Genomic DNA, 22825 nt, shown 5'->3' with positions numbered 1-22825 from the left:
GCGCGCAGGGGCCCCGCCAGTCAACCGGTTCGCGTTCGGCGGCGCGAAGCCGCGGCACCGCCTGAGGGGCAATGACCGCCAAATGATCACCGGGGCGGCGCAGCCCTACTACCGTGCGTCCAGCCGACAATCGGAAGGCGGGCGGCGGCTGCCGCGTCGCGCCCGCGAACGTTACCCGAGGGCCGCGCGCACCGCCCGCACCAGCGCCTGCGCCCGCTGGTCCGCCGTCACGCTGGCGCGAAAGCCGTTGGTGACATAGCCGAAGGCGACACCCGCCTCCGGGTCGGCGAAGCCGAGGGCGCCGCCGCGGCCCGGGTGTCCGAAGGAGGCCGGGGACAGCAGCGGCGAGGCGGCGCCGTGCAGCATGTAGCCGAGGCCGAAGCGGGTGCCGACGACGAGCACCCGGTCCGGGCCCGCCGACTCCTCGCCCCGCGCCAGGGCCGCCGTCTCCGGCGTGAACAGCCGGGTGCCGCCGTCCACCTCCCCGATGAGGGCGGCGTAGAAGCGGGCGAGCCCGTCGGCGGTGGCGATGCCGCCCGAGGCGGCCAGGCCGGCGGCGCGGTAGCCGGGGTCGTTCTCGTCGGGCAGCGGCGTGATCGCGGCGAAGGCGCGGCTGGTGAGGGAGGCGGGGTCGGCGTAGGCGTCGGCGACGGCACGCTTGGGCCGGGTCCTCAGCGCGCCGGACGCGGCGGGCGGCTCGGTCGGCCCCACCCGGCCCGCGCGGGACGCCACCGCGGCGGGCAGCCCGAGCCACAGGTCGGCGCCGACCGGGGCGGCGATCTCGTCGGCGATCCAGGCACCGATCGGCCGCCCGGTGACCCGGCGCGCCAGCTCGCCGGTCAGCCAGCTGTACGTCTGGGCGTGGTAGCCGTGGTCCGTGCCCGGCTCCCACACCGGTGCCTGCGCGGCGACCGCCGCCGCGCCCAGGTCCGGGTCGGCGGCCTCGGCCGGGGTCAGCGGACGGTCCAGGACCGGCACCCCGGCGCGGTGCCCGAGCAGGTGCCGGACGAGCGTGCGCTCCTTGCCCGCCGCCTTGAACTCCGGCCACCACTCACCGACCGGCGCGTCCAGGTCCAGTGCGCCGCGCTGGTGCAGCAGCAGGAGGACGGCGGCGGCGACGCCCTTGGTCGCGGAGCGCACGATCTGCGCGGTGCCGCGCTCCCAGGGCGCGGAGCCGTCGACGTCCTTGACGCCGCCCCACAGGTCGACGACGCGGTGCCCGTCCCGGTAGACGGCGACGGCGGCGCCGCGCTCACCGAGCGCCTGGAAGTTGCGTGCGAACGCTTCCCTGACCGGCTCGAAGCCGTCGGCCACGGTGCCGTGCACGTCCACGTCCGTACTCCACTCTCTCGACACTGTCTCGATGCCGCCTGCGACAGTGAGTGGAACACGGGCGCCGGGCCTTCGATTCCTCGGGGTCACGCCCCCGCCGTCACCGACCGCGGGTCGAACCCGAAGGGCAGCTCCAGGCGGTGCGCCCGCATCAGGGCGTCGTCGGAGAGCAGGGTGCCCGTGGGGCCGTCGGCGGCGATGACGCCGTCGCTCAGCACCAGGGAGCGCGGGCACAGTTCGAGGGCGTACGGCAGGTCGTGGGTGACCATCAGGACCGTCACGTCCAGCGAGCGCAGGATGTCCGCGAGTTCACGGCGGGAGGCCGGGTCGAGGTTGGAGGACGGCTCGTCCAGGACGAGGATCTCCGGCTCCATCGCCAGCACGGTCGCCACCGCCACCCGGCGCCGCTGCCCGAAGGACAGGTGGTGCGGGGGCCGGTCCATGAACTCCGCCATGCCGACCCGTTCAAGGGCGGCCTCCACGCGCGCGTGCAGCTCGGCGCCCTTCAGCCCGGCCGCCGCGGGGCCGAAGGCGACGTCCTCGCGCACGGTCGGCATGAAGAGCTGGTCGTCGGGGTCCTGGAAGACGATGCCGACCTTCTGCCGGATGGCGGCCATGTGCCGCCTGCCGACCGGCAGTCCGGCCACCGTCACCGATCCGGCGCCGCCGCCGAGGATGCCGTTGAGGTGCAGCACGAGCGTGGTCTTCCCGGCGCCGTTCGGACCGAGCAGCGCGACCCGCTCACCGCGCTCGATGCGGAAGTCCACGCCGAACAGGGCCTGGTGGCCGTCCGGGTAGGCGAAGGCGAGGCCGCAGACCTCAAGGGACGGGGGCGGTACGGGTGCGGTCACAGGGTCCATCCCAGCAGACATACGACGAGGGCGGCGACGGGCAGGGCGAAGGCGTACGACCACTGGGCGCGCGAGGCGGTCACCTCGTCGATGACCGGCATCGACCCGGCGTACCCCCGGCTCACCATGGCCAGGTGCACGCGCTCGCCGCGTTCGTAGGAGCGGATGAACAGGGCGCCCGCCGACTTGGCGAGCACGCCCCAGTGCCGGATGCCGCGCGCCTCGAAGCCGCGGGACTCGCGGGCGATCCGCATCCGCCGCATCTCGTCGGTGATGACGTCGCCGTAGCGGATCATGAAGGAGGCGATCTGCACCAGCAGCGGCGGGAGTCTGAGGCGCTGGAGGCCGAGGAGGAGTTCGCGCAGTTCGGTGGTGGCGGCCAGCAGGACGGAGGTGGCGACGCCGAGGGTGCCCTTGGCGAGCACGTTCCAGGCGCCCCACAGCCCGCTGACGCTCAGGGACATGCCGAGCACCTCCACGCGCTCGCCCTCCGCCACGAACGGCAGCAGCACCGCGAACGCCACGAACGGCACCTCGATCAGCAGCCGCTTCAACAGGAACCCCGGCGGCACGCGCGCCGCCCACGCCACCCCGGCGAGCAGCACGGCGTACAGCCCGAACGCCCAGACCGCCTCGCGCGGCGTGGACACCACGACGACCACGAAGGCGAACGCGGCGGCCAGCTTGGTGTGCGGCGGCAGCCCGTGCACGGGGGAGTGCCCGTGCCGGTAGAGCTTGTGCGCGTGCCCGGCTCCCATGTCAGACGCTCGTCGTCGGGCTGGTGGGGCTGGCGTCCGCGGTACGGCGCCTGCGGACCGCCCAGAACACGCCGGTGCCCGCGACGACCGTGACGCCGACGCCGAGGACGCCCGCGAGACCGCCGGAGAGCCGGGCGTCGTCGACGTCCTTGACGCCGTAGTCGGCGAGCGGGGAGTCGGCCAGGTCGTGGTCCTCGGCCCGCTGGTCGATGCCGTTGTCGGCGGCGACCTTCTCCAGGCCGTCCGGGTCGGCGGAGGCGTAGAAGCTGACGAACCCGGCGAGGACGAGCGAGGTCACCAGACCGGCGATCCACACCCGGCGCGGGGAGCGCGCGGCGGCGGCGACCGGCTCGGCGGCCGGGGCGTCGACGAGTTCGCCGTTCACCCGCAGCTTCAGCCGCTGGGTGAGCCCGCGCGCCCCGTACACCAGGTCCGGGCGTACGGCGATGACCGCGCCGACCGTGAGGGCGGTGATGGTGGCCTCGCCGAGGCCGATGAGGACGTGCACGCCGACCATGGCGGTGGCGACCTTGCCGATCGAGACGTCGGTGGTGCCGCCGACCGCGTACAGGGCGGTGAACGCCAGCGCGGCGGCGGGCACGGAGAGCAGGGCGGCGGCGAAGGAGGCGACGGTGACGGTGCGGCGGGTGCGCGGCAGCACCTTCACCAGGCCGCGGAAGAGGCCGTAGGCGACGACGGTGGTGACGAGCGCCATGGTGGTGATGTTCACGCCGAGCGCGGTCAGCCCGCCGTCCGCGAACAGCACGCCCTGCATCAGCAGGACGACGGACACGCACAGGACCCCCGTGTAGGGGCCGACGAGTATCGCGGCCAGCGCGCCGCCGAGCAGGTGTCCGCTGGTCCCCGCGGCGACCGGGAAGTTCAGCATCTGCACGGCGAAGATGAACGCGGCCACCAGCCCGGCCAGCGGCGCGGTGCGTTCGTCCAGTTCCCTGCGCGCGCCGCGCAGGCTCACCGCGATCGCGCCCGCGGCGAGCACGCCCGCGGCGGCGGAGGTGGGGGCGTCGATGAATCCGTCAGGTACATGCACCGTTCGATGATAGAGGCTTAATGCGAACGGGTTGCAAGAGCGAGGTGGTCGTTATCACGTCCCGCCGAGAACTCTTCCTGCTGCTCGGCGGGCATGAAACGGAGATTGTGGGACATTGGAGTGGAAGCGGATTCATGGCTTTCACATAGGTCACTCATGGTAAGGGGCCGTCTGATGTCCGTAGTCGAAGAGTACGCGCGAGCCCAGATCGTCACGGACACCGACGACCAGGTGCCGACCGAGCGGGGGGCCGTCCCGGTCGTCCTGCGCTACGACCCCGACCGCGACCCCCGCTCGGTGCGCATAGGCCTGCCGGGACCGCACGAGTGGACCCTCGCCCGGTCCCTGTTGGAGCAGGGCCTGCGCGCCCCCGCGGGCAGCGGGAGCGTGCGGGTGTGGCCGTGCGGGCGGGTGCAGGCGGTGGTGGAGTTCCACTCCGCGGGCGGGGTTGCGGTCGTCCAGTTCGAGTCCAAGACCCTGATGCGCTTCCTGGGCCGCACCTACCAGGCCGCGGCGACGCCCGTCAGCCGCCCTGCCTGAGCAGCGCCGCCACGATCGGGCCCGCCGTCTCACCGCCGTGCCCGCCCGACTGCACCACACCGGCGGCGGCCAGGTCGTCCCGGTAGGCGGTGAACCAGCCGTTGGGCTTCTTCTGGTTGTCGACCTCGGCCGAGCCCGTCTTCGCGCCCACGTCACCGCTGACGCCCGCCATCGCCTCCGCCGCGGTGCCGTAGTGGGCGGTGTACGCCATCAGCTCCCGCAACTGGGCGAGGGTGGCCGCGGACATCGTCCGGGAGGCGGTGGCCAGCGTGCGGTCGTCGACCGACGGGGCCACCAGGTACGGCTGGTGGAAGACGCCCGCCTTGACGGTCGCGGAGACCGACGCCATGTTCAGCGGGTTCATCCGGACCAGGCCCTGCCCGATCAGCGCGGCGCCCATCGGGGCGTCCGACGTCACCGGCACCGCGCCGTCGAAGGTGGGCACGCCGACCGCCCAGTTGTCCAGGCCGAGCCCGAAGACCTGCTGCGCCTGCCTGGTCAGGTCGTCGTCCTTCAGCTTCGGCGCCTGGCTGATGAAGGCGGTGTTGCAGGAGCGGGCGAAGCTGGCCTTGAAGGTGCCGCCGTCGATCTTGAACTTGTCGTCGTTCTGGAACTTCCAGCCGCCGTACGTGAAGTACTTCGGGCACGGGTGCGGCCCGTTCACCGAGGCCAGGCCCTTCTCCAGCAGCAGCGAGGCGCTGATCACCTTCATCGTGGAGCCGGGGGCCAGCGAGCCCTGGAAGGCGGTGTTGAAGCCGGGGGAGGAGTTCGCCACGGCGAGGATCTCGCCCGTCGACGGGCGCAGCACCACCACCGACGCCCGGTCGCGGGCGGCGACCTGCGCCTCGGCCGCCTTCTGGAGGGACGGGCTGAGCGTCGTCTTGACCTCGCCGGGCGTGCCCTCGCGCAGTTCGAGGAGCGTCTTGTCGGCCAGTTCGGCGGCCTCGGCGCCCTCGTCGGACGTGGCGTCGTCCTTCGCCGCCTCGCCGCGCACCACGCGCAGTTCGACGCCCGCCTTGCCCCCGGCCGTCTTGCCGTACTTCTCGCGCAGGCCGTCGAGGACCGGCCCGAGGGACGGGTAGGTGTCGGTGGTCAGCTCCCCGCCCTCGCGGTCCAGGGCGGTGACCGGCGGGGTGCCCGCCTCGCCGGTGACCAGCCGGTCGCGGTCCCGCAGCTCCGGGTGCAGCACGGCGGGCGACCAGTCGACGACCGGCTCGCCGTCCGACTCCCGGCGTACGACGGTCAGCGCGCTGTCGTACGCCAGCGGCTTGCTGAGGTCGTCGAAGACCACGGTGCCCTTGACGGCGAACGGCAGCCGGGCGCCCTCGCGGGTGCCGGGGGTGAGGGTGACGTCCTTGATGCGGGCGTCCTTGGCGTACCCGGTCAGCAGCGGCCTGGCCGCCTCCGGGTCGTCGGTGGCGGCGGCTGCCTCGGCCGCCTCGCCGTGCTGCCAGGCGGTGAGGAACGCCCGGGCGGCGGTGGTGACCTCGCGGGCGGTGAGCGGGCCCGTCTTCTTCGCCTTCTCGGTGGCGGCGACGGTCGCGGTGGCCTCGCCCTCGCCGCCGCCGAACAGCGCCCAGGCGCCGATCCCGGCGCCGACCGCCGCCGCGGCGACCACCGTGCCGACGACGACGGGCCGCCTCCTGCTCCGCCGCTCGGCGACGCGCCTTCTCTTGCCCACAGCTACCCGTTCCTCCGCACTCTTCCGGCCCCGTGACCTGCCCGTACCTACTTCCCCAACGACGGCATCACCTTAGAGTCCCGTCGCCTGGCCCCCCGGCAGGGGTGACGTCACCCGCCCAGCACCCGGTTTCAGCCACCCGCGCGCAGTACGGCGGCCACGATCGGGCCCGCCGCGTCGCCGCCGTGGCCGCCCTCCTGGCTCATCGCGGCGGCGGCGACGTCGTCCCGGTAGCCGGTGAACCAACTGTTGGCGGCCTCCTGCCCGTCGACCTCGGCGGACCCGGTCTTCGCGCCCTTGTCGCCGGGCACCTGGGCCATCACCTGGGCGGCGGTGCCGCTGGTCGCCGTGCGGTTCATCATCGCCCGCAGCTGCTGCACCGTCGCCGCGTCCAGGCCCCGCGCCTGGGCCAGCGGGCGGTCGTCGAGGTCCTGCGGGACGATCACCGGCTGCCGGAAGGCGCCCGTGATCGCGGTGGCCGTGACGGACGCCATGTTCAGCGGGCTCATCTGCACCTGCCCCTGCCCGATCATGTTGGCCGCGGTGTCGGGCCCGCCGGACGCCGGGACGGAGCCGTCGAAGGACGGGACACCGACCTTCCAGTTGTCCTTGCCGAGCCCGAAGCGCTCCTCGGCCTCCTTGGTGAGGGAGTCGACCCCCACCTCGTCGGCGTACTTCACGAACGCGGTGTTGCAGGAGCGGGCGAAGCTCTCCGAGAGCGTCGCGTTCTCGTTCGGGGTCATACCGGTGAGGTTGTGGAAGGTCTGGCTCTGCCACACCGCCTCGTCGGGGCACGGCGCCGGGCCGTTCATCGAGGTCACCCCGGTGTCGATGAGCATGGCCGCGCTGATGACCTTCATGGTGGAGCCGGGCGCCAGCTTGCCGAGGAACGCCGCGTTGAAGCCGTCCTGGCGGTGGTTGGCGACCGCGAGGACCTCGCCGGTGCTCGGCTTGACCGCGACCACCGACGACTCGTCGTACTCCGTGACCGCCTTCTCGGCCGCCGCCTGCACGGACGCGCTGAGCGTGGTGCGCAGCTTGCCCGGCTTGCCCTCGGTCAGCGTGAGGAGCGGGGTGTCGGCGGCGCCGCTGGTGGTGTGCCGGACCGCCAGCTCGACGCCGGGTGTGCCGCCGGTGGTGTCGCCGTACTTGGCGCGCAGCTCGTCCAGGATCGGGCCGAGGGAGGGGTACTTCTTCTTCGTCAGCACGGTGCCGTCGCGGTCGACGGCCTCGATCGGCGGGTCCGCCGCCTCGCCGGTGACCAGGAGGTCGCCCTCCTTCAGCTCCGGGTGGACCACGGAGGGCTGCCAGTCGACCAGCGCCCGCCCGGTGGTCTCCCCGCGGACCACGCCCAGTTCGCTGTCGTACGCCAGCTTCTTGCTCGCGCCCTCGTAGGACACGGTCGCCCGCACCGAGAAGGGCACGGTGGTGCCGGTCGCCTTCCCCGGTGTGATCTTCACGTCCTCGATGTGCGCGGCCCGCCCGAAGGACGACAGCAGCGGCTCGGCCGCGGCGGCGTTGTCGGTGAACCCGGCCGCCCGCCCGGCGTCCCCCTGCGCCCACGCCGCGAGGAACTCCCGCGTGGTCTCCTCGACCTCGTCGGCGCTCGGCGGCCCGCTCTTCACCTCGGCCTGGGCCGTGCCGCCGTCGTCGTTCAGCGCGGACACGAAGGTGTACGCGCCGTACCCCGCCCCTCCGATCATCACGGCGAAGACCCCGCCGATGACAGCGGCCCTTACCCCGTTCCCCATGCCCTGGCCCCTCCCCATTGCGGACCCTCGACTGTAAGCGCCGGGGCGGGAGGGACGTGAGGGCTGTTTACGTCTGTTCTCGTATGGTGTCCGAACGGAGACCCCCGAGGGGCTCAGGGCCAGGTCAGACCCACGTATCCAGCCACATACGTGAACGCCAGTCATCGATCGGGATCGCGGTGCCGGTGTACAGCGGGTGGAAGTAGATGAAGTTCCAGGCGATCAGCAGCACCAGCACACCCGCGCCCGCCGCCCCCGCGACCCGGCGGGTGTCCCGGGCGCCGGGCCGGCCGAGGAGGGCGCCGACGAGCATCGCCAGCGCCAGACAGAGGAACGGCACGAAGACATCGGCGTAGAAGAAGAAGATCGTGCGCTCCTGGTAGCGGAACCACGGCAGGTAGCCCGCCGCCACACCGCAGGCGATCGCGCCCGCCCGCCAGTCCCGCCGGAACAGCCACCGCCACACCACGTACAGCAACGCGACGCACGCCGCCCACCACAGCACCGGCGTGCCCAGCGCCAGCACCTCCCGCGCGCACTTCTCGCCCGCGTCCACCGGGCAGCCGTCCGTGCCGGGCGCCGGGGACTCGTAGAAGTACGACACCGGGCGGCCCAGGACCAGCCAGCTCCACGGGTTGGACTCGTAGGTGTGCGGCGAGGACAGGCCCACGTGGAAGTCGTACACCTGGTGCTCGTAGTGCCACAGGCTCAGCCACCAGTCCGGGAACAGCCAGCTCCAGTCGCTGCCGCGGCCGTTCGCGGTGGCCCAGTCGCGGTAGTAGCCGCCGGTGCCGTCCGACGGGGAGAGGATCCAGCCGAGCCACGACAGCAGGTAGACGGCGACCGCGACGGGGACCGTCGCCAGGAACGCCAGCCCCAGGTCGCGCCTGAGCACCGCCGTGTACGGGCGGTGGGCGCCCGCCACCCGGCGCGTCCCGACGTCCCACAGCACCGTCAGCACGCAGAACGCCACCAGCACGTACAGGCCGTTCCACTTGGTGCCGACCGCCAGGCCCAGCATCAGGCCCGCCGCCCAGCGCCACGGCCGCCAGCCCAGCCGGGTCGTCTCCGCCACGTACGCGTCCGGGCGGACCATGCCGTCCTCGTCCACCGGCAGCTCCGCCGCCAGTCTCTCCCGCGCCCGGTCCCGGTCCACCAGCAGACAGCCGAACGCCGCCAGCACGAAGAACATCAGCACGCTGTCCAGCAGCGCGGTGCGGCTCATCACGAAGTGCAGCCCGTCCAGGGCCAGCAGCGCGCCCGCCAGACAGCCGAGGAACGTGGAACGGAACAGCCGCCGCCCGATCCGGCAGACGAGCAGCACGGAGAGGGTGCCGAGCAGGGCGGGCATGAAGCGCCAGCCGAACGGCTCGAAGCCGAAGACCAGTTCCCCGAGCCCGATCACGTACTTGCCGACCGGCGGGTGCACGACGTACGCCGCGTCCGTCGGGATCGGCACGTCGCCGCCGGAGGAGAGGATCAGGTCGTTGGCGTTCTTGTCCCAGTTGACCTCGAAGCCGCGGTGGACGATCGCCCAGGCGTCCTTGGCGTAGTACGTCTCGTCGAATATCACCGCCTTCGGGCTGCCCAGGTTCCAGAACCGCAGCACCCCCGCGAACAGCGTCACCAGCAGCGGACCGCCCCAGCCCGACCAGCGCGTGATCCGCTCGGCCAGCGCCTGCCGCACCCCGAGCGCCGCCCACAGCCGCGGACCGGGCGCCGTGTACGGCGGCACCAGGCGGTCACCGACGTCGCTGACGTCACCGTCGTGCGGGCCGCCCTGGTAGCCGAACCGGCGCAGCCGCCGCTGCCACGGCGTCCGTCGCTCGTGCGGGGCCTGGTCCTGACGGGTGTCCGTGGAGGACGCGGTACTGGTCACCGCGCCATCGTAGGGAACGCGTCTGTGCGAGTCCCGCGCATGGGGGCACGGGGCCGGTTGCGTCCGGTTATCGGGTGCATCGGGCGCATCGCCGGGGCTGGGAGGATGGGGGACGTGACTGGAACCCCCGGAACCCTCGTCCTGGCAGGAACCCCCATCGGTGACATCGCGGACGCGCCGCCCCGGCTCGCCGAGGAGCTGACGGCCGCCGACGTGGTCGCCGCCGAGGACACCCGGCGGCTGCGCCGACTGACCCAGGCCCTCGGGGTGACGCCCAAGGGGCGCGTCGTCTCCTACTTCGAGGGCAACGAGGCCGCCCGCACGCCCGAGCTGGTGGCGGAGCTGGCGGGCGGCGCGCGCGTGCTGCTCGTCACCGACGCCGGGATGCCGTCCGTGTCCGACCCCGGGTACCGGCTGGTCGCCGCCGCGGTGGAGCGGGACATCCGGGTCACCGCCGTCCCCGGGCCGTCCGCCGTGCTCACCGCGCTCGCCCTGTCCGGGCTGCCCGTCGACCGCTTCTGCTTCGAGGGGTTCCTGCCCCGGAAGGCGGGCGAGCGGCTCTCCCGGCTGCGTGAGGTCGCGGCCGAGCGCCGCACCCTCGTCTACTTCGAGGCCCCCCACCGGCTCGACGACACCCTCGCCGCGATGGCCGAGGTGTTCGGCGGGGAGCGGCGGGCGGCCGTGTGCCGGGAGCTGACGAAGACGTACGAGGAGGTACGGCGCGGTCCGCTGGCCGAGCTGGCGGCGTGGGCGGAGCAGGGGGTGCGCGGGGAGATCACCGTGGTGGTCGAGGGGGCGCCGGAGAAGGGGGCCGAGGAGGTCGGGCCGGAGGAGCTGGTGCGGCGGGTGCGGGTGCGGGAGGAGGCGGGGGAGCGGCGGAAGGAGGCGATCGCGGCGGTCGCTGTGGAGGCGGGTGTGCCGAAGCGGGTTGTCTTCGACGCGGTGGTGGCTGCCAAGTCCTCGCCGTGAGCGGGTGCGGGTTTGGGGTGGCTGATCGCGCCCATTCGGCGGAGCCGCATGATGTCACAGCCCCGCGCCCCTGACCGGCGTTGTGCCACGCGTCGGCAAAGGGGTGCCGGGTCTTTGGCAAGAGGCACCCAAATGCTGGGCAATTGTGGGTAGTTGACGTGCTCGGCGCTGCCGCCTGGGCATCCACTGGGCGGGGGACGAAACGTCCTCCAGTGGATCAAACGGGAGCTGCCATGAGCGATATCGCCGTCGGGCACGAGGCGTACAGCTTCGCCTGTATGCGCTGTGGGCACGGCTGGGAACAGGCGTATGACATCGAGCACCACACGGACGCGCGGGGACACGAGTTCGTGCAGTACGTCGTCGAGGGGCACGTCGTGCCGTCGCCGCTGAGCCGTCCCGTGTGCGCCAACTGCGACGGACACCTGGTGCGGATCATGCGGCCGGGCCGGGTGTCGTCGGCGCTGCGGGCCGTCGCGGGCGGCCAGCGCCGGGAACCGCGGCACTGGCCGCTGTCCGGGCTGCTGCACCCCTTCCAGCGCCGGGCCAGCTGAGACGGGACGGCGGGGGCACCCACGCCGCTTTTCGTAGGATCGGGACATGCCTTCCCGTGACGCCGAAGCCCCGCCCCTGCCGCCGCCCCTGACGGTCCCGGTCGCCGACTCCCACACCCACCTCGACATGCAGTCCGGCACGGTGGCCGAGGCCCTGGAGAAGGCCGCCTCGGTCGGCGTCACCACCGTCGTGCAGGTCGGCTGCGACCTCGACGGCTCCCGCTGGGCGGCCGACACCGCCGCGGCGCACGACAGCGTCCACGCCGCCGTCGCGCTGCACCCCAACGAGGCCCCGCGCATCGTCCACGGCGACCCCGACGGCTGGTCCCGGCAGGGCGCCCGCGCCCCCGGCGGCGACGCGGCCCTCGACGACGCGCTCGCCGAGATCGACCGGCTGGCCGCGCTCCCGCAGGTCAGGGCGGTCGGCGAGACCGGCCTCGACTACTTCCGCACCGGCCCCGAGGGCAAGGACGCGCAGGAACGCTCCTTCCGTGCCCACATCGAGATCGCCAAGCGGCACGGCAAGGCCCTCGTCATCCACGACCGGGACGCCCACACCGACGTCCTGCGGGTGCTGAAGGAGGAGGGCGCCCCCGAGCGGACCGTCTTCCACTGCTACTCAGGCGACGCCGAGATGGCCGAGACCTGCGCCCGCGCGGGCTACTACATGTCCTTCGCGGGCAACGTCACCTTCAAGAACGCCCAGCACCTGCGGGACGCGCTCGCGGTGGCGCCGCTGGAGCTGGTCCTGGTGGAGACGGACGCCCCCTTCCTCACCCCGGCGCCGTACCGGGGGCGGCCCAACGCGCCCTACCTGGTCCCGGTGACCGTGCGCGCGATGGCCGCCGTACGCGGCGTCGACGAGGACGCGCTGGCGACGGCGCTCGGCGCGAACACGGCCCGCGCGTTCAGCTACTGACCGTCTGTTCGCATACCCCGTGTAGCCGCGTCGCTTTGGAGAGTGACCGACGCTCCGCTAGGTTCTGGCCCCGATCCGGACCCCTGGACGCCCCCGGCCCTTGGAGCGTGTCGGCAATGAGCAATGCGCAGTACGGGACGCAGTACGCCCCGTCGCCGTACGGGACGACGTATGACGTACCCGTCGAGGCGGACGGGGACGGGCTGGCGGTGCCGTACGTCCCCGCGCAGCAGGCGCGTACCGAGCCCGGCGCGCGGCGGCCGTCCTCGCACCGGCGCGGCGCCCGGTCCCGCTCCCGCGCCCGCGCCCGGTCCCGTGCCCGCTCCCGGGCGGCGGGGTCCGACGGGTCGGTGCGGCGGCTGCTGCCGCGGGCGCTGGTGGTGGCGTTCCTCGCGGGCGGGACCACCGCGTTCGTCGCCGAGGACAAGGCGGTCGAGCTGAACGTCGACGGGCACCCGCGGCGGCTGCACACCTTCGCCGACGACGTCACCGAACTCCTCGCCGACGAGGGCGTCGACCTCGGCGCGCACGACGTGGTCGCCCCCGGGCCCGGCGAGCGGATCGCCAGCGGCGACGAGGTCGAGGTGCGCTACGGGCGCCCCCTGCGGCTCACCCTCGACGGACAGCGGCGCGAGGTGTGGACGACGGCGCGCACGGTCGAGGGGGCGCTGCGCCAGTTCGGGGTCCGGCCGCAGGGCGCGTACGTCTCCACGCCGACCGCCCGGCGCATCGGGCGGGCCGGGCTCACCCTCGACGTCCGCACCGAGCGCACGGTCACCGTCATGGCCGACGGGCGGGCCCGCACCGTCCGCACCAACGCGGCGACCGTGCGGGAGGTCGTCGCGGAGGCGGGCGTCACGCTGCGCGGGCAGGACACCACCTCGGTGCCGCAGGAGAGCTTCCCGCGCGACGGGCAGACCGTCACCGTGCTGCGGATCACCCGGGGGCGGGAGGTGCGGGACGAGGAGATCCCGTTCGAGGAACGCCGGGTGCCGGACCCCATGGTGTTCGAGGGCACGGAGATCGTGGAGCAGGCGGGGCAGCCCGGCCTGAGACGCGTCACCTACCTCCTCAGGACCGTCAACGGGGTCCGACAGCAGCCCCGGCGGATCAGGTCCGAGGTGGTGCGGGAGCCGCGCGAGCGGGTGGTCAAGGTCGGCACGCGACCGCTGCCGTCGTCCGTCGAGGGCGCCGACCACCTCAACTGGCGGGGGCTCGCGGAGTGCGAGTCGGGCGGGCGGCCGGACGCGGTGGACGCCTCCGGGACGTACGGCGGGCTGTACCAGTTCGACACCCACACCTGGCAGGACCTCGGCGGCCACGGCCGCCCCCAGGACGCCCCGGCCGCGGAACAGACCTACCGCGCGAAGAAGCTCTACGTCCGCCGCGGCACGGCACCCTGGCCGCACTGCGGGTCCCGGTTGCAGGGGTGAGCGGCACCGGCGGCCCCCCGCCCACCCGTACCCTTGTCCCGTGAGCAGCCCCACCCCCGACGCCCTGCTGGGCCCCGCCGACGTACGTGAACTGGCGGCGGCCCTCGGTGTGCGTCCCACCAAGCAGCGCGGTCAGAACTTCGTGATCGACGCCAACACCGTCCGCCGTATCGTCCGCACCGCGGAGGTCACGGCCGACGACAACGTCGTGGAGGTGGGTCCGGGCCTCGGCTCCCTCACCCTCGCGCTGCTGGAGGCCGCCGCGCACGTCACCGCCGTGGAGATCGACGACGTGCTCGCCGCCGCGCTCCCCGCCACCATCGCCGCCCGGCTGCCCGGCCGCGCCGACCGCTTCGCGCTGGTCCACTCCGACGCCCTGCACGTCACCGAGCTGCCGGGCCCCGCGCCGACCGCGCTGGTGGCGAACCTGCCGTACAACGTGGCCGTCCCGGTGCTGCTGCACATGCTCCAGACGTTCCCCAGCATCGAGCGCACCCTCGTCATGGTGCAGTCCGAGGTCGCCGACCGCCTCGCCGCCACCCCCGGCTCCAAGGTGTACGGCGTCCCGTCGGTCAAGGCCAACTGGTACGCCGACGTGAAGCGGGCCGGTGCCATCGGACGCAACGTCTTCTGGCCCGCCCCGAACGTCGACAGCGGCCTGGTCGCGCTCACCCGCCGCGCCGAGCCGGTCAAGACGACCGCGAGCAGGCGCGAGGTCTTCACCGTCATCGACGCGGCGTTCGCCCAGCGCCGCAAGACGCTGCGCGCCGCGCTCGCCGGATGGGCCGGTTCCGCGGCGGCGGCCGAGGCGGCGCTGGTCGCGGCGGGCGTCTCCCCGCAGGCCCGCGGCGAGTCCCTGACGGTCGAGGAGTTCGCCCGCATCGCCGAACACGCCCCGCACGAGGAGCCAGGTCAGCAGTGAGCGTCACCGTACGCGTTCCCGCCAAGGTCAACGTCCAGCTCGCGGTCGGTGCCGCCCGGCCCGACGGCTTCCACGACCTGGCCAACGTCTTCCTCGCGGTCGGCCTGTACGACGAGATCACCGTCACCCCGGCCGCCCCCGGCGACGGCGTCCACGTCACCTGCGACGGCCCCGACGCCGCGCTCGTCCCCCTGGACGGCACGAACCTCGCCGCCCGCGCCGCCGAGGCGCTCGCCGCGCGCTACGGGCGCAGGCCGGACGTGCGTATCCACATCGCCAAGGACATCCCCGTCGCGGGCGGCATGGCGGGCGGCAGCGCGGACGGCGCGGGCGCGCTGGTCGCCTGTGACGCGCTGTGGGGGACGGCCGCCCCGCGCCGTGAACTCCTCGACATCTGCGCCGAGCTGGGCAGCGACGTGCCGTTCAGCCTGCTCGGCGGGGCCGCGCTCGGCACCGGGCGGGGGGAGAAGCTGACGGCGCTGGACGTCGGCGGCGTCTTCCACTGGGTGTTCGCGATGGCGGACCGGGGCCTGTCCACCCCGGCGGTGTTCCGCGAGTTCGACCGGCTGGCCGAGGGCCGGGACGTGCCCGCGCCGGTCGCCTCCCGCCCCCTGCTCGACGCGCTGGCCAAGGGCGACCCGGACGCGCTCGCCGCCGCCGTCTCCAACGACCTCCAGCCCGCCGCGCTCTCCCTCTTCCCCGCCCTCGCCGACACCCTCGCCGCGGGCACCGCCGCGGGCGCGCTGACCGCGCTGGTCTCCGGCTCGGGGCCGACCACCGCGTTCCTCGCCCGCGACGCGGAGTCGGCGGTGAAGGTCGCGGACGTGTTGCGGGTGTCTGGGACGTGCCGGTCGGTGCGTACCGCGTCGGGGCCCGCGCAGGGGGCGACGCTCATTCCACGTGAGCGCGCTGGCGTGTGAATCCACCGTCACCGAGACGCCGGAGAAGCCGGTGGCCGCCGAGCCCGCCGCACCGGCCGAGGAGCTGACCGGCCGCTGGGATGCCTGGGGCTATCCGGCGGCGACCTTCACCAGGAAGTCCGCGTTCGCGGCCAGGTCGTGGCCCAGAACCACCGCGTGGTGGGGGAGTCGGGCCAGACACTCGACGACGGCCTGCCGGGCGTCGGAGACGCCACCGCCATCGACGCGGGCCAGCTCGAACACGTCGGGGTACCGGTCCTCGGTCTTCCCGCTCATGAAGTCGCCTGCTCCCAGCTTCCGCCCGGCTTCCTCCACGGCCGGGGTGGCGCCGGGCTCGATGCGAGGGAACACCAGCGCCGCGGCCTGCCCGCCGGTCGCCAGGTCCAGCCCGAACCAGGCGGGGAACTGGTCGGGGAACACCTGCGCCTTCAACTCCCGCTTGCCGTCCCACAGCGGTTCCCGGTGCCCGGCCGCCAGAGCGTCCGTCACCCGCTGGTCCTGGGTGGGGTGCAGCGACTCCCCGGCCTCCAGCCGCTCCCGGGCCACGTCGAACCAGCCCAGGGCATCCAGCAGCCCCAGGCCGAGCGCGGCGGCCGAGGGCCAGGGCAGCACGTCCACGTCCCCCGTGGCGTTGACGCGGACGAACACGCGGTCGTTGGCCAGCAGCTCCCACCCGTGGCGGGCGGCAAGCGTCATGGCGCTGGTGGTCTTGCCCGCGCCCTTGGACCCGAACGCCAGGACCACCCGGCCGTCCAGGGCCACGGCGGAGGCGTGCAGCAGGGACCAGCCGGAGCGCAGCAGCACGCCGCGCATGGCCTCCCGCGCCAGGCGGGCGGCGGCGGTGGCCACCGGCTCGGTGTCGCACCCCAGGATGGCCATCCGCCCGGTGGCGGGCTCCGAGCGGTACGCCAGGGCCTCGTCCGGGGACACTGCCGTGATGACGCCCTCCGTATCGTCCCGGGCCACCAGGGTGTGGGCCCTGGCGTACGTGGTGCTCGTGTGCGGGGCCTGGGTCACGGCCAGGGCGGCGTCCGCGTACCGCTGGGCGTCCACGTCGGCCACGACCAGCGGGGCGGCACACACACTCTCCGGGGCTACCTCCACGGCGTTCCACCACGGCCCGAAGTAGCGGCGGGACCAGTCGGTGACGGCCTGGGTGGAGGAGAGCACGGACATGGCCGCGCCAGCGGCCTCCAGACGGGTGGCGTAGATGGTCACGGGGTCCTCACTGTCGGAAGCGAACTGGATGGGGTCCCGCGCAACGCACGGTAGGCAGCGCGGAGTTTGGTGTGAGCGGCGTCGAGTTGGCGGGCCTCTGCCTCGTCCAGGGCAGGCAGGCACGGTAGAGGACGCCCGGCGGTGAATCGCAACGGAATTCCCAGCCAGCCGTCCCGGTACGGCGCGGACAGCTCCACCAGCCCGTCCTCCACGCCGAGCGCCAGGCGCAGCGCGGTGACGACCGCACCGGCGGGTCCGGACCGGGTGCGCCCTATCCCGGCGTTGATCCGTCCGGGGCGGGCGGCCAACTCGTCGCGTACCTGCTGGAGGGGGACAGGGAGAGGTTCGCCGTTGACGCGGGTGGCCGAGGCGCACACCACGGCGGCGTCCCCGTGCTCCCCGATCACGTGGCCGTCCACGGCGGTCAGCGGTACCTCCAGCAGGCGGGCCAGGGTGAGGCGGTAGCGGGCGCTGTCCAGGTTGGAGCCGATGCCGAACACCCGGGCGCAGCCCGAGGCGTCGGCGAACAGGCGGACCATCACGTCCACCGGGTTGGTGACCACGAGCACCGTGCCCGGGTAGCCGCGCAGCGCCTCCCCGAGAGCGCGGATCACGAGGGCGTTGGCGTGCGCTCCGCCCATGCGCACGTCCGCGGTGTGGGTGTTGGTGAACCGGGCACGAACGGCAACCACCACGGCCTGGCAGTCCACCAACTCGGCCAAGGGCACGGCGGCCGGTCGCACCGGGGAGCCCACCGCCGCGCGCATGTCGTCCAGGTCGGCCACCAGGGCGGCCGTCTGCCCGGGCGTACGGGAGGCGACCAGCAGCCGGGCGCACAGCCCGTAGGCCACCAGCGTCCCGGCCACGGCCTGCCCGACCGCACCGGCCCCGACCACGCCGACCGCCGACACCGGGGCCGCGGGCGGGGTCATGAGGCCACCGCCAGGGCGTGGTCCAGGGCGTGGTCCCAGACAGCGCGTACGTCCGCGCCGGTCGCTAGGTCGGCACTGATCGCGTCCACCAGAGTGCACACCGTCACGGCGCGCTCCACCAGGGCGAGCCCTTGGGTGGGCAACGGCAGCGCGGAGGGCGCGGACAGGTACGTGGTCAGGATGTTGGTGGTGTCCATCAGCCACAGCGTCAGCAGTTCCCGCAGCCACACCCGCCGTGCCTGGTGGGACAGCCGCAGAGCCCGCGCCTGCCCGAACACGTCCAGCCCGTTCGCGACCCGGCGGGCGGTGTCCCCGGCTGGCTGGCGGGCGGCCAGGAACAGCACGGTCCGGCTGAACAACTTGGCCACGTCCATGCTCGGACCGGCCCGTAACAGCCCGGGGTCCAGCAGCACCGGCCGCGCCTCGGGTCCGTCCGGGAACACCACGTGCTCCGGCTTGAGGTCCCCGTACGCCAGGGCGGTGCGCTCGGCAACGGGCAGACGCATACGCAGCCGGTGCAGCCGCGCCACGGCGCCGCGCAGCAGCTCCACCACCTCGTGGCGCTGGTCCGGAGGGCAGCGCTCGGCGCCCAGGCGGTCCACGTACACCGTCCCGGACAGGCCGTTGAACTTGCGGAGGAACGTGCCCACGATGCTGCGCTCCCCGATCACCCCGCCAGGGTCCAGGCCACGCACCAACTCCGGTCGGTGCAGCGGGCGCAGCTCCGCGAGCGGCACCGCCAGCAGCTCGGCCGTGTCCCCGGGGGATGCCAGTAGCAGCTTTCCCAGGGTCGGGCCGGTCACCGGCTCGGTGAACAGCACGCCCCGGCTCGTCCCGGCCAGCGCGCACACCCGGGGCTGCTCCATGTCGGCCAGGAGCCGAAGCTGGACTGCCTCCCGTTCCACCAGGCTGTCCGCGCGCTGCGCGTACTCGCGTTGCGCCTGGGCGACGTTGGACCAGGTGCCGCACGCGCCGCGCAGCAGGGACACCAGGGAGACGCCCAGGACGGACACTTTCGCATACAGGGTTCGGTCACCTACCCGGGCGCGGTGCACGTAGCTGGTGACGCTGGGCACGTGCTGCTCCAGGCACACGGGCACGCCGGGCCACAGGTCGGCGGCGGCCCGGTGGATCTGGGCGGCGGTGTGCACGAAGACCTCACCGACGCTGGGCCGGGTCAGCGGCTCGCGCAGAGGTGGAGCGGTGGGAACGGCGGTGGTCACGAACGCCTCCTCGGGTTCGGCTTGCTGTCCGTGCACGGTCGGGGTGCCTCCCTCCCCGACGGGGGACGCGGGGAGGGAGGCGGTCAAGGCCACCCCGGCTGCAGGGAGGGCTGCCCTGTCGACCGCAGCCGGGGCAGCAGCTCAGGGCGCGCTACCGGGTGGGCGGGGCTGGCAGTTGGGCGCGCACACCCACAGGCGGAACAGAGGGCCCCGGTGCCATGTCTCGCCCCAGCCCTGGGCCTCCCTTGCCCAGGGACGGCCGCAGCGGGCGCAGTCCATGGCCCTCGGCTGCCGGGGCTTGAGCCGGGCTTATGTCCGGCAGGGCCCTGGGCGGTTGCCCGGTCACGGCTTCACGTCCGTCCGCAGCTCTGCCCACACCCGTTTTCCCCAGCCCAGCAGGTCCGTCCCCCACCGGTCGGACAGGGTCTCCACGACCACGAGCCCCCGGCCGCCCGTGTCGGCGGCGGAGGCGGTGCGCATCGCTGGCAGGGAGAGATGGGCCTTGTCCACGACCGCGACCCGGACCCACCCAGGGGCAGGACGGCTGACGGTCACCCGGACGTTCCGGCAGGCCGTGTGCTCCAGGCTGTTGGTCACCAGCTCGGACACGATCAGGCAACCGTCGTCCGCCAGGCCGTCCAGCCCCCAGGCGGTCAACGCCGTGCGCACCAGTCTGCGGGCGGCCGACGCGCTGGCCTCCTCGCATGGCAGGGTCTCGGTGTAGCCCGGGTGCCCTGTGGGGTGAGCGGAAGCGATCACAGTCATCGGAGCCTCGTCGGTCGTGAGCGGGGACCGTGTCCATCTGCTAGGCAGTGGGCACATACCTAGCCAACGACCGCGCGTGCGTGGCTGGGAGGGCCGGGAAGGGGTGCGTTCCTGGCGGGGGGCCAGCATGGGGGGCCAGGATGAAATCCGGTGTGGCAAAAGAGACTTGAGGACAGCGCATGACGAGTCCGGACGGCATCGGCCACCTGCTGCGGGGTCTCCGGGAGCAGGCGGGGCGCACCAGACGTGACCAGGCCGAACACCTGGAGCGTGTCAGCGGCCGGTTCGTCGACCCGGAGAACATCAAACGGTGGGAGACGGAGAAGCGACTTCCCATCCCGGACTGGCACGACGTGATCGCCGAGGGGTACGGCATCCCCGTGGAGGAGATCCGGCGGGCGGTGGCCGTCAGCCGCCGGTATCGCAGGCTCGTGTCAACATCGGTACTACTAGAGGACCAAGAGGAGGCTTCCCCCGTGGAGCGACGCGAATTCCTCGGCGTCTCGATACTGGCTGCTGGGATCGCCACCGAGCCATGGGGACGGCTCGCGGTGGCACTGACCGGTCCGAACGTGGACAGCCAGGTCGCGGACCAGCTGGTGGAGGCGACAGCACAGCTTTTCGTCAGCGAACACCACATTCCCGCCAAGCTGCTGGCCGACCGCCTGGGCGGCCACCTGGAGACCCTGACCGCGCTCATCCCACGCTCCGGCACCCACCGCCAGGCGCTCACCGTCGCGGCCGGGGAGACGGCCGCGCTCGCGGGCTGGGCGGCCTACGACGTGGGCGACATGGACACCGCGCGGCATTACTACAAGACGGCGGCTCTGGCCGGACGGGAGGCCGGACACCCTGCGGTCGTGGCCCTGGCCATGGGCTACGCCTCGTACGCCGTACCGGCGGACAAGGCGCGGGAGATGCTGGCCGCCGCCCAGGAGCACGTACGCGGTGCCGGGTACGCCGCTGCCCGCTCCTGGCTGGCCGCCCGGGAGGCGGAGGAAGCCGCCGCGAGTGGGGACCGAGAGGGCGCGGTGCGCGCCCTGGACCGGGCGACCACCGCCTTTGACTACGCCAACCCCGACGCCGAACAGGCGTGGATTCGCTTCTACCAGCGGCCCCGCCTGGACTCCCTGACCGTCTCCACGTACTCCCGGCTCCGCCACCCCGACCTGGGCCGGGCTGCCGAAGACGCTTTGACACACCTGGGGGACGACGACTCCAAGGTGTCCATCGCGGTCCTGTCCGACGCTGCCACCGGCTACGTGCTGTCCGGTGACGTGGACCGGGGCGTGGAGGTCGGGCGCCGGTTCGTGGACGCCGCGATCACCACGCCCACGACCATGGGCCGCCAGCGCCTGGCGTCCATGGCCGCGCTACTGCCCCAGCAGCACAGTGCGGCGCGGGACCTCACCGAGGACATCCGCGCCGCGCTCGCCGCCTGATCAGCCCTTGGCTGTCTCCTCGCTCACCCACGACAGGTAGGCGTCACTGCCGTGCGTGACCGGGGTGGCGATGATCTCCGGCGTGTCGTAGTCGTGCACCTGCTTGATGTGCGCCTCCAGTTCCGGGTACCGCTCGGCGGTCGTCTTGTAGAGCACGCGCCATTCCTGGTCCGTCTGGACCGCGCCCTCCCACCGGTACACGCTGGTGATCGGACCGTCGATCTGCGCGCAGGCCGCCACCTTGGCCTCGACCGCGCTGGCGGCCAGGGTCTGGGCTTTCTCGGCGGTGTCGGTCGTAGTCAGGACGGTCAGGTAGTCAGCCACGGTCGGTCTCCTTCGTACGGCGTTTCCGAGACCGTACCCACGCCTGGCCGGTGGTCCGGTGATGGCCGGAAAGCGTCGCTGATCGGTTGCCCGTGGGGGCCGTGGTGATCCTCTCACCGGGTGTTCGTGGCGAAGGCGGGGCGGGCAACGATCTTGTCCCTAGGGTGAGTTCTCGCTCGATGACTCCCCACGGAAGGCAACGCCCGTGTCCAGAACCCCCCACCCCCGCCCACGCTCTCTGTCCCGTCGCGGTGTGATCGGTGCCGCCGCCGGTGCCGTGGCCGCCTCCGCCGTCTCCGGTGCCGTGGCCCCGGACGCCTCCGCCGACCCGGGCGCCGCGCGGGCCGCCGGGACCGCACCCCAGCGGTTCCCCGCCACCCGGACCGAGGCCGCCACCGGTGCCGGTACGGCCACCACCGCCGTCCCCGCCTCCTACGTCGCCCTGCGCTGGACCGGCGCTCCCGAGGGCGCCGCGATCCGGTTCGCGGACGGCGGCGCGGCGGGCGCCTTCCGGCCGGTGACGGGCGGCTGCGCGACCGTCGACGGCGGCGGTACGGCCCTGGTGCCCGCCCAGAACGCCACCGCCTACGAGGTGCGGACCCCGGCCGGGGCGACGGACGTGCGCTCGCTGGCCATCGACACCACCGACGGACCGGCCGAGACCTTCCGGGTGCCGACCGAGCCCACGCGCGTGCGGGGCGTCAGCTACCTCTCCCGCCCCGCGTGGGGCGCCGACGAGTCCAAGCGTTACAAGGACGGCGTGGTCAACTCGCCCGAGGTGTACTACCCGCTCCAGTCGATCACCGTCCACCACACGGCGGGCGTGAACGGCGACCCCGACCCGGCGGCGACGATCCGGGCGATCTACGAGTACCACGCGGTCACCCTGGACTGGGGCGACATCGGGTACCACTTCCTCATCGATGAGGCGGGGAACGTGTACGAGGGTCGGTACTCCGGTGCCGACGGCATCCCCGGCTTCGACGCCGACGGCAAGGTCGTCACCGCCTTCCACACCGGTGGCTACAACTCCGGCAACCTGGGCATCGCCCTGCTCGGCGAGCTGACGGCGACCGGGCCCACGGACGCCGCCAAGGCGGCCCTGACCAGGCTGATCAGGGCCGTCTGCCGGATCAAGGGGCTCGACCCGCGGGGGCGGACCACCTACGTCAACCCCGTCAACGGCGTCACCAGGGACGTCCCCGTCGTCAGCGGCCACCGCGACTGGCTGGCCACCGAGTGCCCCGGCCAGACGATGTACGACCTGCTCGACGAGGTCCGCGCCGCCGCCTCCGCCTGACCTGCGTGGGGACCGGCCACCCGTCCCCGGCCATTAGGCTGGGAGGCTGACCGGTCCCCGC

General features: G+C 73.5%; 21 protein-coding genes. 9 read left to right on the top strand and 12 right to left on the bottom strand.

The window, feature by feature from the left end:
• Window positions 1-171: 171 nt before the first annotated feature.
• The 4 genes from ACFQZ6_RS15090 to ACFQZ6_RS15075 form a co-directional block, all read right to left on the bottom strand.
• The gene (locus tag ACFQZ6_RS15090) at window positions 172-1332 is read right to left on the bottom strand and encodes a serine hydrolase domain-containing protein (protein WP_381608769.1); all 1161 of its coding nucleotides are present in this window, start codon (window positions 1330-1332) and stop codon (window positions 172-174) included.
• 86 nt (window positions 1333-1418) lie between these two features.
• Window positions 1419-2192, bottom strand: a complete 774-nt coding sequence (locus tag ACFQZ6_RS15085; protein ID WP_381608766.1) for an energy-coupling factor ABC transporter ATP-binding protein — start codon at window positions 2190-2192, stop codon at window positions 1419-1421.
• Window positions 2180-2941 carry a cobalt ECF transporter T component CbiQ gene (cbiQ, locus tag ACFQZ6_RS15080; RefSeq protein WP_381608763.1) on the bottom strand — a complete coding sequence of 254 codons (762 nt, stop codon included), beginning with the start codon at window positions 2939-2941 and terminating at the stop codon, window positions 2180-2182. The genes ACFQZ6_RS15085 and cbiQ overlap by 13 nt, the downstream gene beginning before the upstream one ends.
• A 1-nt stretch (window position 2942) precedes the next feature.
• Window positions 2943-3992, bottom strand: coding sequence for an energy-coupling factor ABC transporter permease (locus tag ACFQZ6_RS15075; RefSeq protein ID WP_381608760.1), 1050 nt, complete (start codon window positions 3990-3992; stop codon window positions 2943-2945).
• A gap of 174 nt (window positions 3993-4166) precedes the next feature.
• On the opposite strand from ACFQZ6_RS15075, the gene ACFQZ6_RS15070 reads away from it, so the two are divergent.
• A complete protein-coding gene (locus tag ACFQZ6_RS15070; RefSeq protein WP_381608757.1) occupies window positions 4167-4532 on the top strand; it encodes an SsgA family sporulation/cell division regulator in 366 nt (121 codons plus the stop codon).
• Here the strand turns inward: ACFQZ6_RS15070 and ACFQZ6_RS15065 are convergent.
• From ACFQZ6_RS15065 to ACFQZ6_RS15055, 3 genes are all read right to left on the bottom strand, one after another.
• The gene (locus tag ACFQZ6_RS15065; protein ID WP_381608754.1) at window positions 4516-6213 is read right to left on the bottom strand and encodes a penicillin-binding transpeptidase domain-containing protein; all 1698 of its coding nucleotides are present in this window, start codon (window positions 6211-6213) and stop codon (window positions 4516-4518) included. The two genes, ACFQZ6_RS15070 and ACFQZ6_RS15065, sit on opposite strands and share 17 nt — an antisense overlap.
• Window positions 6214-6344: 131 nt before the next feature.
• Window positions 6345-7964, bottom strand: coding sequence for a penicillin-binding transpeptidase domain-containing protein (locus ACFQZ6_RS15060; RefSeq protein WP_381608752.1), 1620 nt, complete (start codon window positions 7962-7964; stop codon window positions 6345-6347).
• A 124-nt stretch (window positions 7965-8088) separates the two neighbouring features.
• Entirely contained in the window at window positions 8089-9843 is a 1755-nt protein-coding gene (locus ACFQZ6_RS15055) for a dolichyl-phosphate-mannose--protein mannosyltransferase (protein ID WP_381608749.1), read from the bottom strand.
• A gap of 105 nt (window positions 9844-9948) precedes the next feature.
• On the opposite strand from ACFQZ6_RS15055, the gene rsmI reads away from it, so the two are divergent.
• The 6 genes from rsmI to ACFQZ6_RS15025 all read left to right on the top strand — a co-directional run bounded on the left by rsmI (window position 9949) and on the right by ACFQZ6_RS15025 (window position 15560).
• On the top strand, window positions 9949-10812 hold the full coding sequence (rsmI, locus tag ACFQZ6_RS15050; protein ID WP_381608746.1) for a 16S rRNA (cytidine(1402)-2'-O)-methyltransferase: 864 nt from the start codon (window positions 9949-9951) through the stop codon (window positions 10810-10812).
• Between the two features lie 233 nt (window positions 10813-11045).
• The gene (locus tag ACFQZ6_RS15045; protein WP_381608743.1) at window positions 11046-11366 is read left to right on the top strand and encodes a hypothetical protein; all 321 of its coding nucleotides are present in this window, start codon (window positions 11046-11048) and stop codon (window positions 11364-11366) included.
• Window positions 11367-11412: 46 nt separating this feature from the next.
• Window positions 11413-12285 carry a TatD family hydrolase gene (locus tag ACFQZ6_RS15040; RefSeq protein WP_381608740.1) on the top strand — a complete coding sequence of 291 codons (873 nt, stop codon included), beginning with the start codon at window positions 11413-11415 and terminating at the stop codon, window positions 12283-12285.
• A 116-nt stretch (window positions 12286-12401) separates the two neighbouring features.
• Complete coding sequence (locus ACFQZ6_RS15035; RefSeq protein WP_381608737.1) at window positions 12402-13718, top strand: ubiquitin-like domain-containing protein; 1317 nt, start codon at window positions 12402-12404, stop codon at window positions 13716-13718.
• A 40-nt stretch (window positions 13719-13758) separates the two neighbouring features.
• On the top strand, window positions 13759-14640 hold the full coding sequence (gene rsmA / locus ACFQZ6_RS15030) for a 16S rRNA (adenine(1518)-N(6)/adenine(1519)-N(6))-dimethyltransferase RsmA (RefSeq protein ID WP_381608734.1): 882 nt from the start codon (window positions 13759-13761) through the stop codon (window positions 14638-14640).
• A complete protein-coding gene (locus ACFQZ6_RS15025) occupies window positions 14637-15560 on the top strand; it encodes a 4-(cytidine 5'-diphospho)-2-C-methyl-D-erythritol kinase (protein WP_381608731.1) in 924 nt (307 codons plus the stop codon). The genes rsmA and ACFQZ6_RS15025 overlap by 4 nt, the downstream gene beginning before the upstream one ends.
• A 90-nt stretch (window positions 15561-15650) precedes the next feature.
• Here the strand turns inward: ACFQZ6_RS15025 and ACFQZ6_RS15020 are convergent, their stop codons facing one another.
• The 4 genes from ACFQZ6_RS15020 to ACFQZ6_RS15005 form a co-directional block, all read right to left on the bottom strand.
• On the bottom strand, window positions 15651-16736 hold the full coding sequence (locus ACFQZ6_RS15020; protein ID WP_381618321.1) for a hypothetical protein: 1086 nt from the start codon (window positions 16734-16736) through the stop codon (window positions 15651-15653).
• A 38-nt stretch (window positions 16737-16774) separates the two neighbouring features.
• Window positions 16775-17710 (bottom strand): lactate/malate family dehydrogenase, encoded by a 936-nt coding sequence (locus tag ACFQZ6_RS15015; RefSeq protein ID WP_381608728.1) that lies wholly within the window; start codon window positions 17708-17710, stop codon window positions 16775-16777.
• On the bottom strand, window positions 17707-18969 hold the full coding sequence (locus tag ACFQZ6_RS15010; RefSeq protein ID WP_381608725.1) for a hypothetical protein: 1263 nt from the start codon (window positions 18967-18969) through the stop codon (window positions 17707-17709). The genes ACFQZ6_RS15015 and ACFQZ6_RS15010 overlap by 4 nt, the downstream gene beginning before the upstream one ends.
• Before the next feature lie 306 nt (window positions 18970-19275).
• Window positions 19276-19698: an ATP-binding protein gene (locus ACFQZ6_RS15005; protein ID WP_381608723.1), complete on the bottom strand. Its 423-nt coding sequence runs from the start codon at window positions 19696-19698 to the stop codon at window positions 19276-19278.
• Window positions 19699-19877: 179 nt separating this feature from the next.
• Here ACFQZ6_RS15005 and ACFQZ6_RS15000 point away from each other — a divergent pair, with 179 nt between their 5' ends.
• The gene (locus ACFQZ6_RS15000; protein ID WP_381608721.1) at window positions 19878-21140 is read left to right on the top strand and encodes a helix-turn-helix domain-containing protein; all 1263 of its coding nucleotides are present in this window, start codon (window positions 19878-19880) and stop codon (window positions 21138-21140) included.
• Here the strand turns inward: ACFQZ6_RS15000 and cutA are convergent, their stop codons facing one another.
• Window positions 21141-21464 (bottom strand): divalent-cation tolerance protein CutA, encoded by a 324-nt coding sequence (cutA, locus tag ACFQZ6_RS14995; RefSeq protein ID WP_381608718.1) that lies wholly within the window; start codon window positions 21462-21464, stop codon window positions 21141-21143. It abuts the gene before it with no gap.
• A 253-nt stretch (window positions 21465-21717) separates the two neighbouring features.
• Between cutA and ACFQZ6_RS14990 the strand changes: the two genes are divergently transcribed.
• Complete coding sequence (locus ACFQZ6_RS14990; RefSeq protein WP_381608715.1) at window positions 21718-22764, top strand: peptidoglycan recognition protein family protein; 1047 nt, start codon at window positions 21718-21720, stop codon at window positions 22762-22764.
• Window positions 22765-22825: the final 61 nt, after the last annotated feature.

Origin of the sequence: Streptomyces flavalbus (assembly GCF_042674625.1) — a bacterium.
GTDB classification, from domain to species: Bacteria; Actinomycetota; Actinomycetes; order Streptomycetales; family Streptomycetaceae; genus Streptomyces; species Streptomyces flavalbus.
The sequence above is the reverse complement of the archived record's forward strand: the minus strand, read 5'-3'. Positions and strand labels throughout refer to the sequence as shown.

Coding starts and splice junctions, on each gene's coding strand:
- ACFQZ6_RS15085 (WP_381608766.1), bottom strand. CDS start 2,192: ATGGACCCTGTGACCGCACCCGTACCGCCCCCGTCCCTTGAGGTCTGC.
- cbiQ (WP_381608763.1), bottom strand. CDS start 2,941: ATGGGAGCCGGGCACGCGCACAAGCTCTACCGGCACGGGCACTCCCCC.
- ACFQZ6_RS15070 (WP_381608757.1), top strand. CDS start 4,167: ATGTCCGTAGTCGAAGAGTACGCGCGAGCCCAGATCGTCACGGACACC.
- ACFQZ6_RS15060 (WP_381608752.1), bottom strand. CDS start 7,964: ATGGGGAACGGGGTAAGGGCCGCTGTCATCGGCGGGGTCTTCGCCGTG.
- rsmI (WP_381608746.1), top strand. CDS start 9,949: ATGGGGGACGTGACTGGAACCCCCGGAACCCTCGTCCTGGCAGGAACC.
- ACFQZ6_RS15045 (WP_381608743.1), top strand. CDS start 11,046: ATGAGCGATATCGCCGTCGGGCACGAGGCGTACAGCTTCGCCTGTATG.
- ACFQZ6_RS15040 (WP_381608740.1), top strand. CDS start 11,413: ATGCCTTCCCGTGACGCCGAAGCCCCGCCCCTGCCGCCGCCCCTGACG.
- ACFQZ6_RS15035 (WP_381608737.1), top strand. CDS start 12,402: ATGAGCAATGCGCAGTACGGGACGCAGTACGCCCCGTCGCCGTACGGG.
- ACFQZ6_RS15020 (WP_381618321.1), bottom strand. CDS start 16,736: ATGTCCGTGCTCTCCTCCACCCAGGCCGTCACCGACTGGTCCCGCCGC.
- ACFQZ6_RS15015 (WP_381608728.1), bottom strand. CDS start 17,710: ATGACCCCGCCCGCGGCCCCGGTGTCGGCGGTCGGCGTGGTCGGGGCC.
- ACFQZ6_RS15005 (WP_381608723.1), bottom strand. CDS start 19,698: ATGACTGTGATCGCTTCCGCTCACCCCACAGGGCACCCGGGCTACACC.
- ACFQZ6_RS15000 (WP_381608721.1), top strand. CDS start 19,878: ATGACGAGTCCGGACGGCATCGGCCACCTGCTGCGGGGTCTCCGGGAG.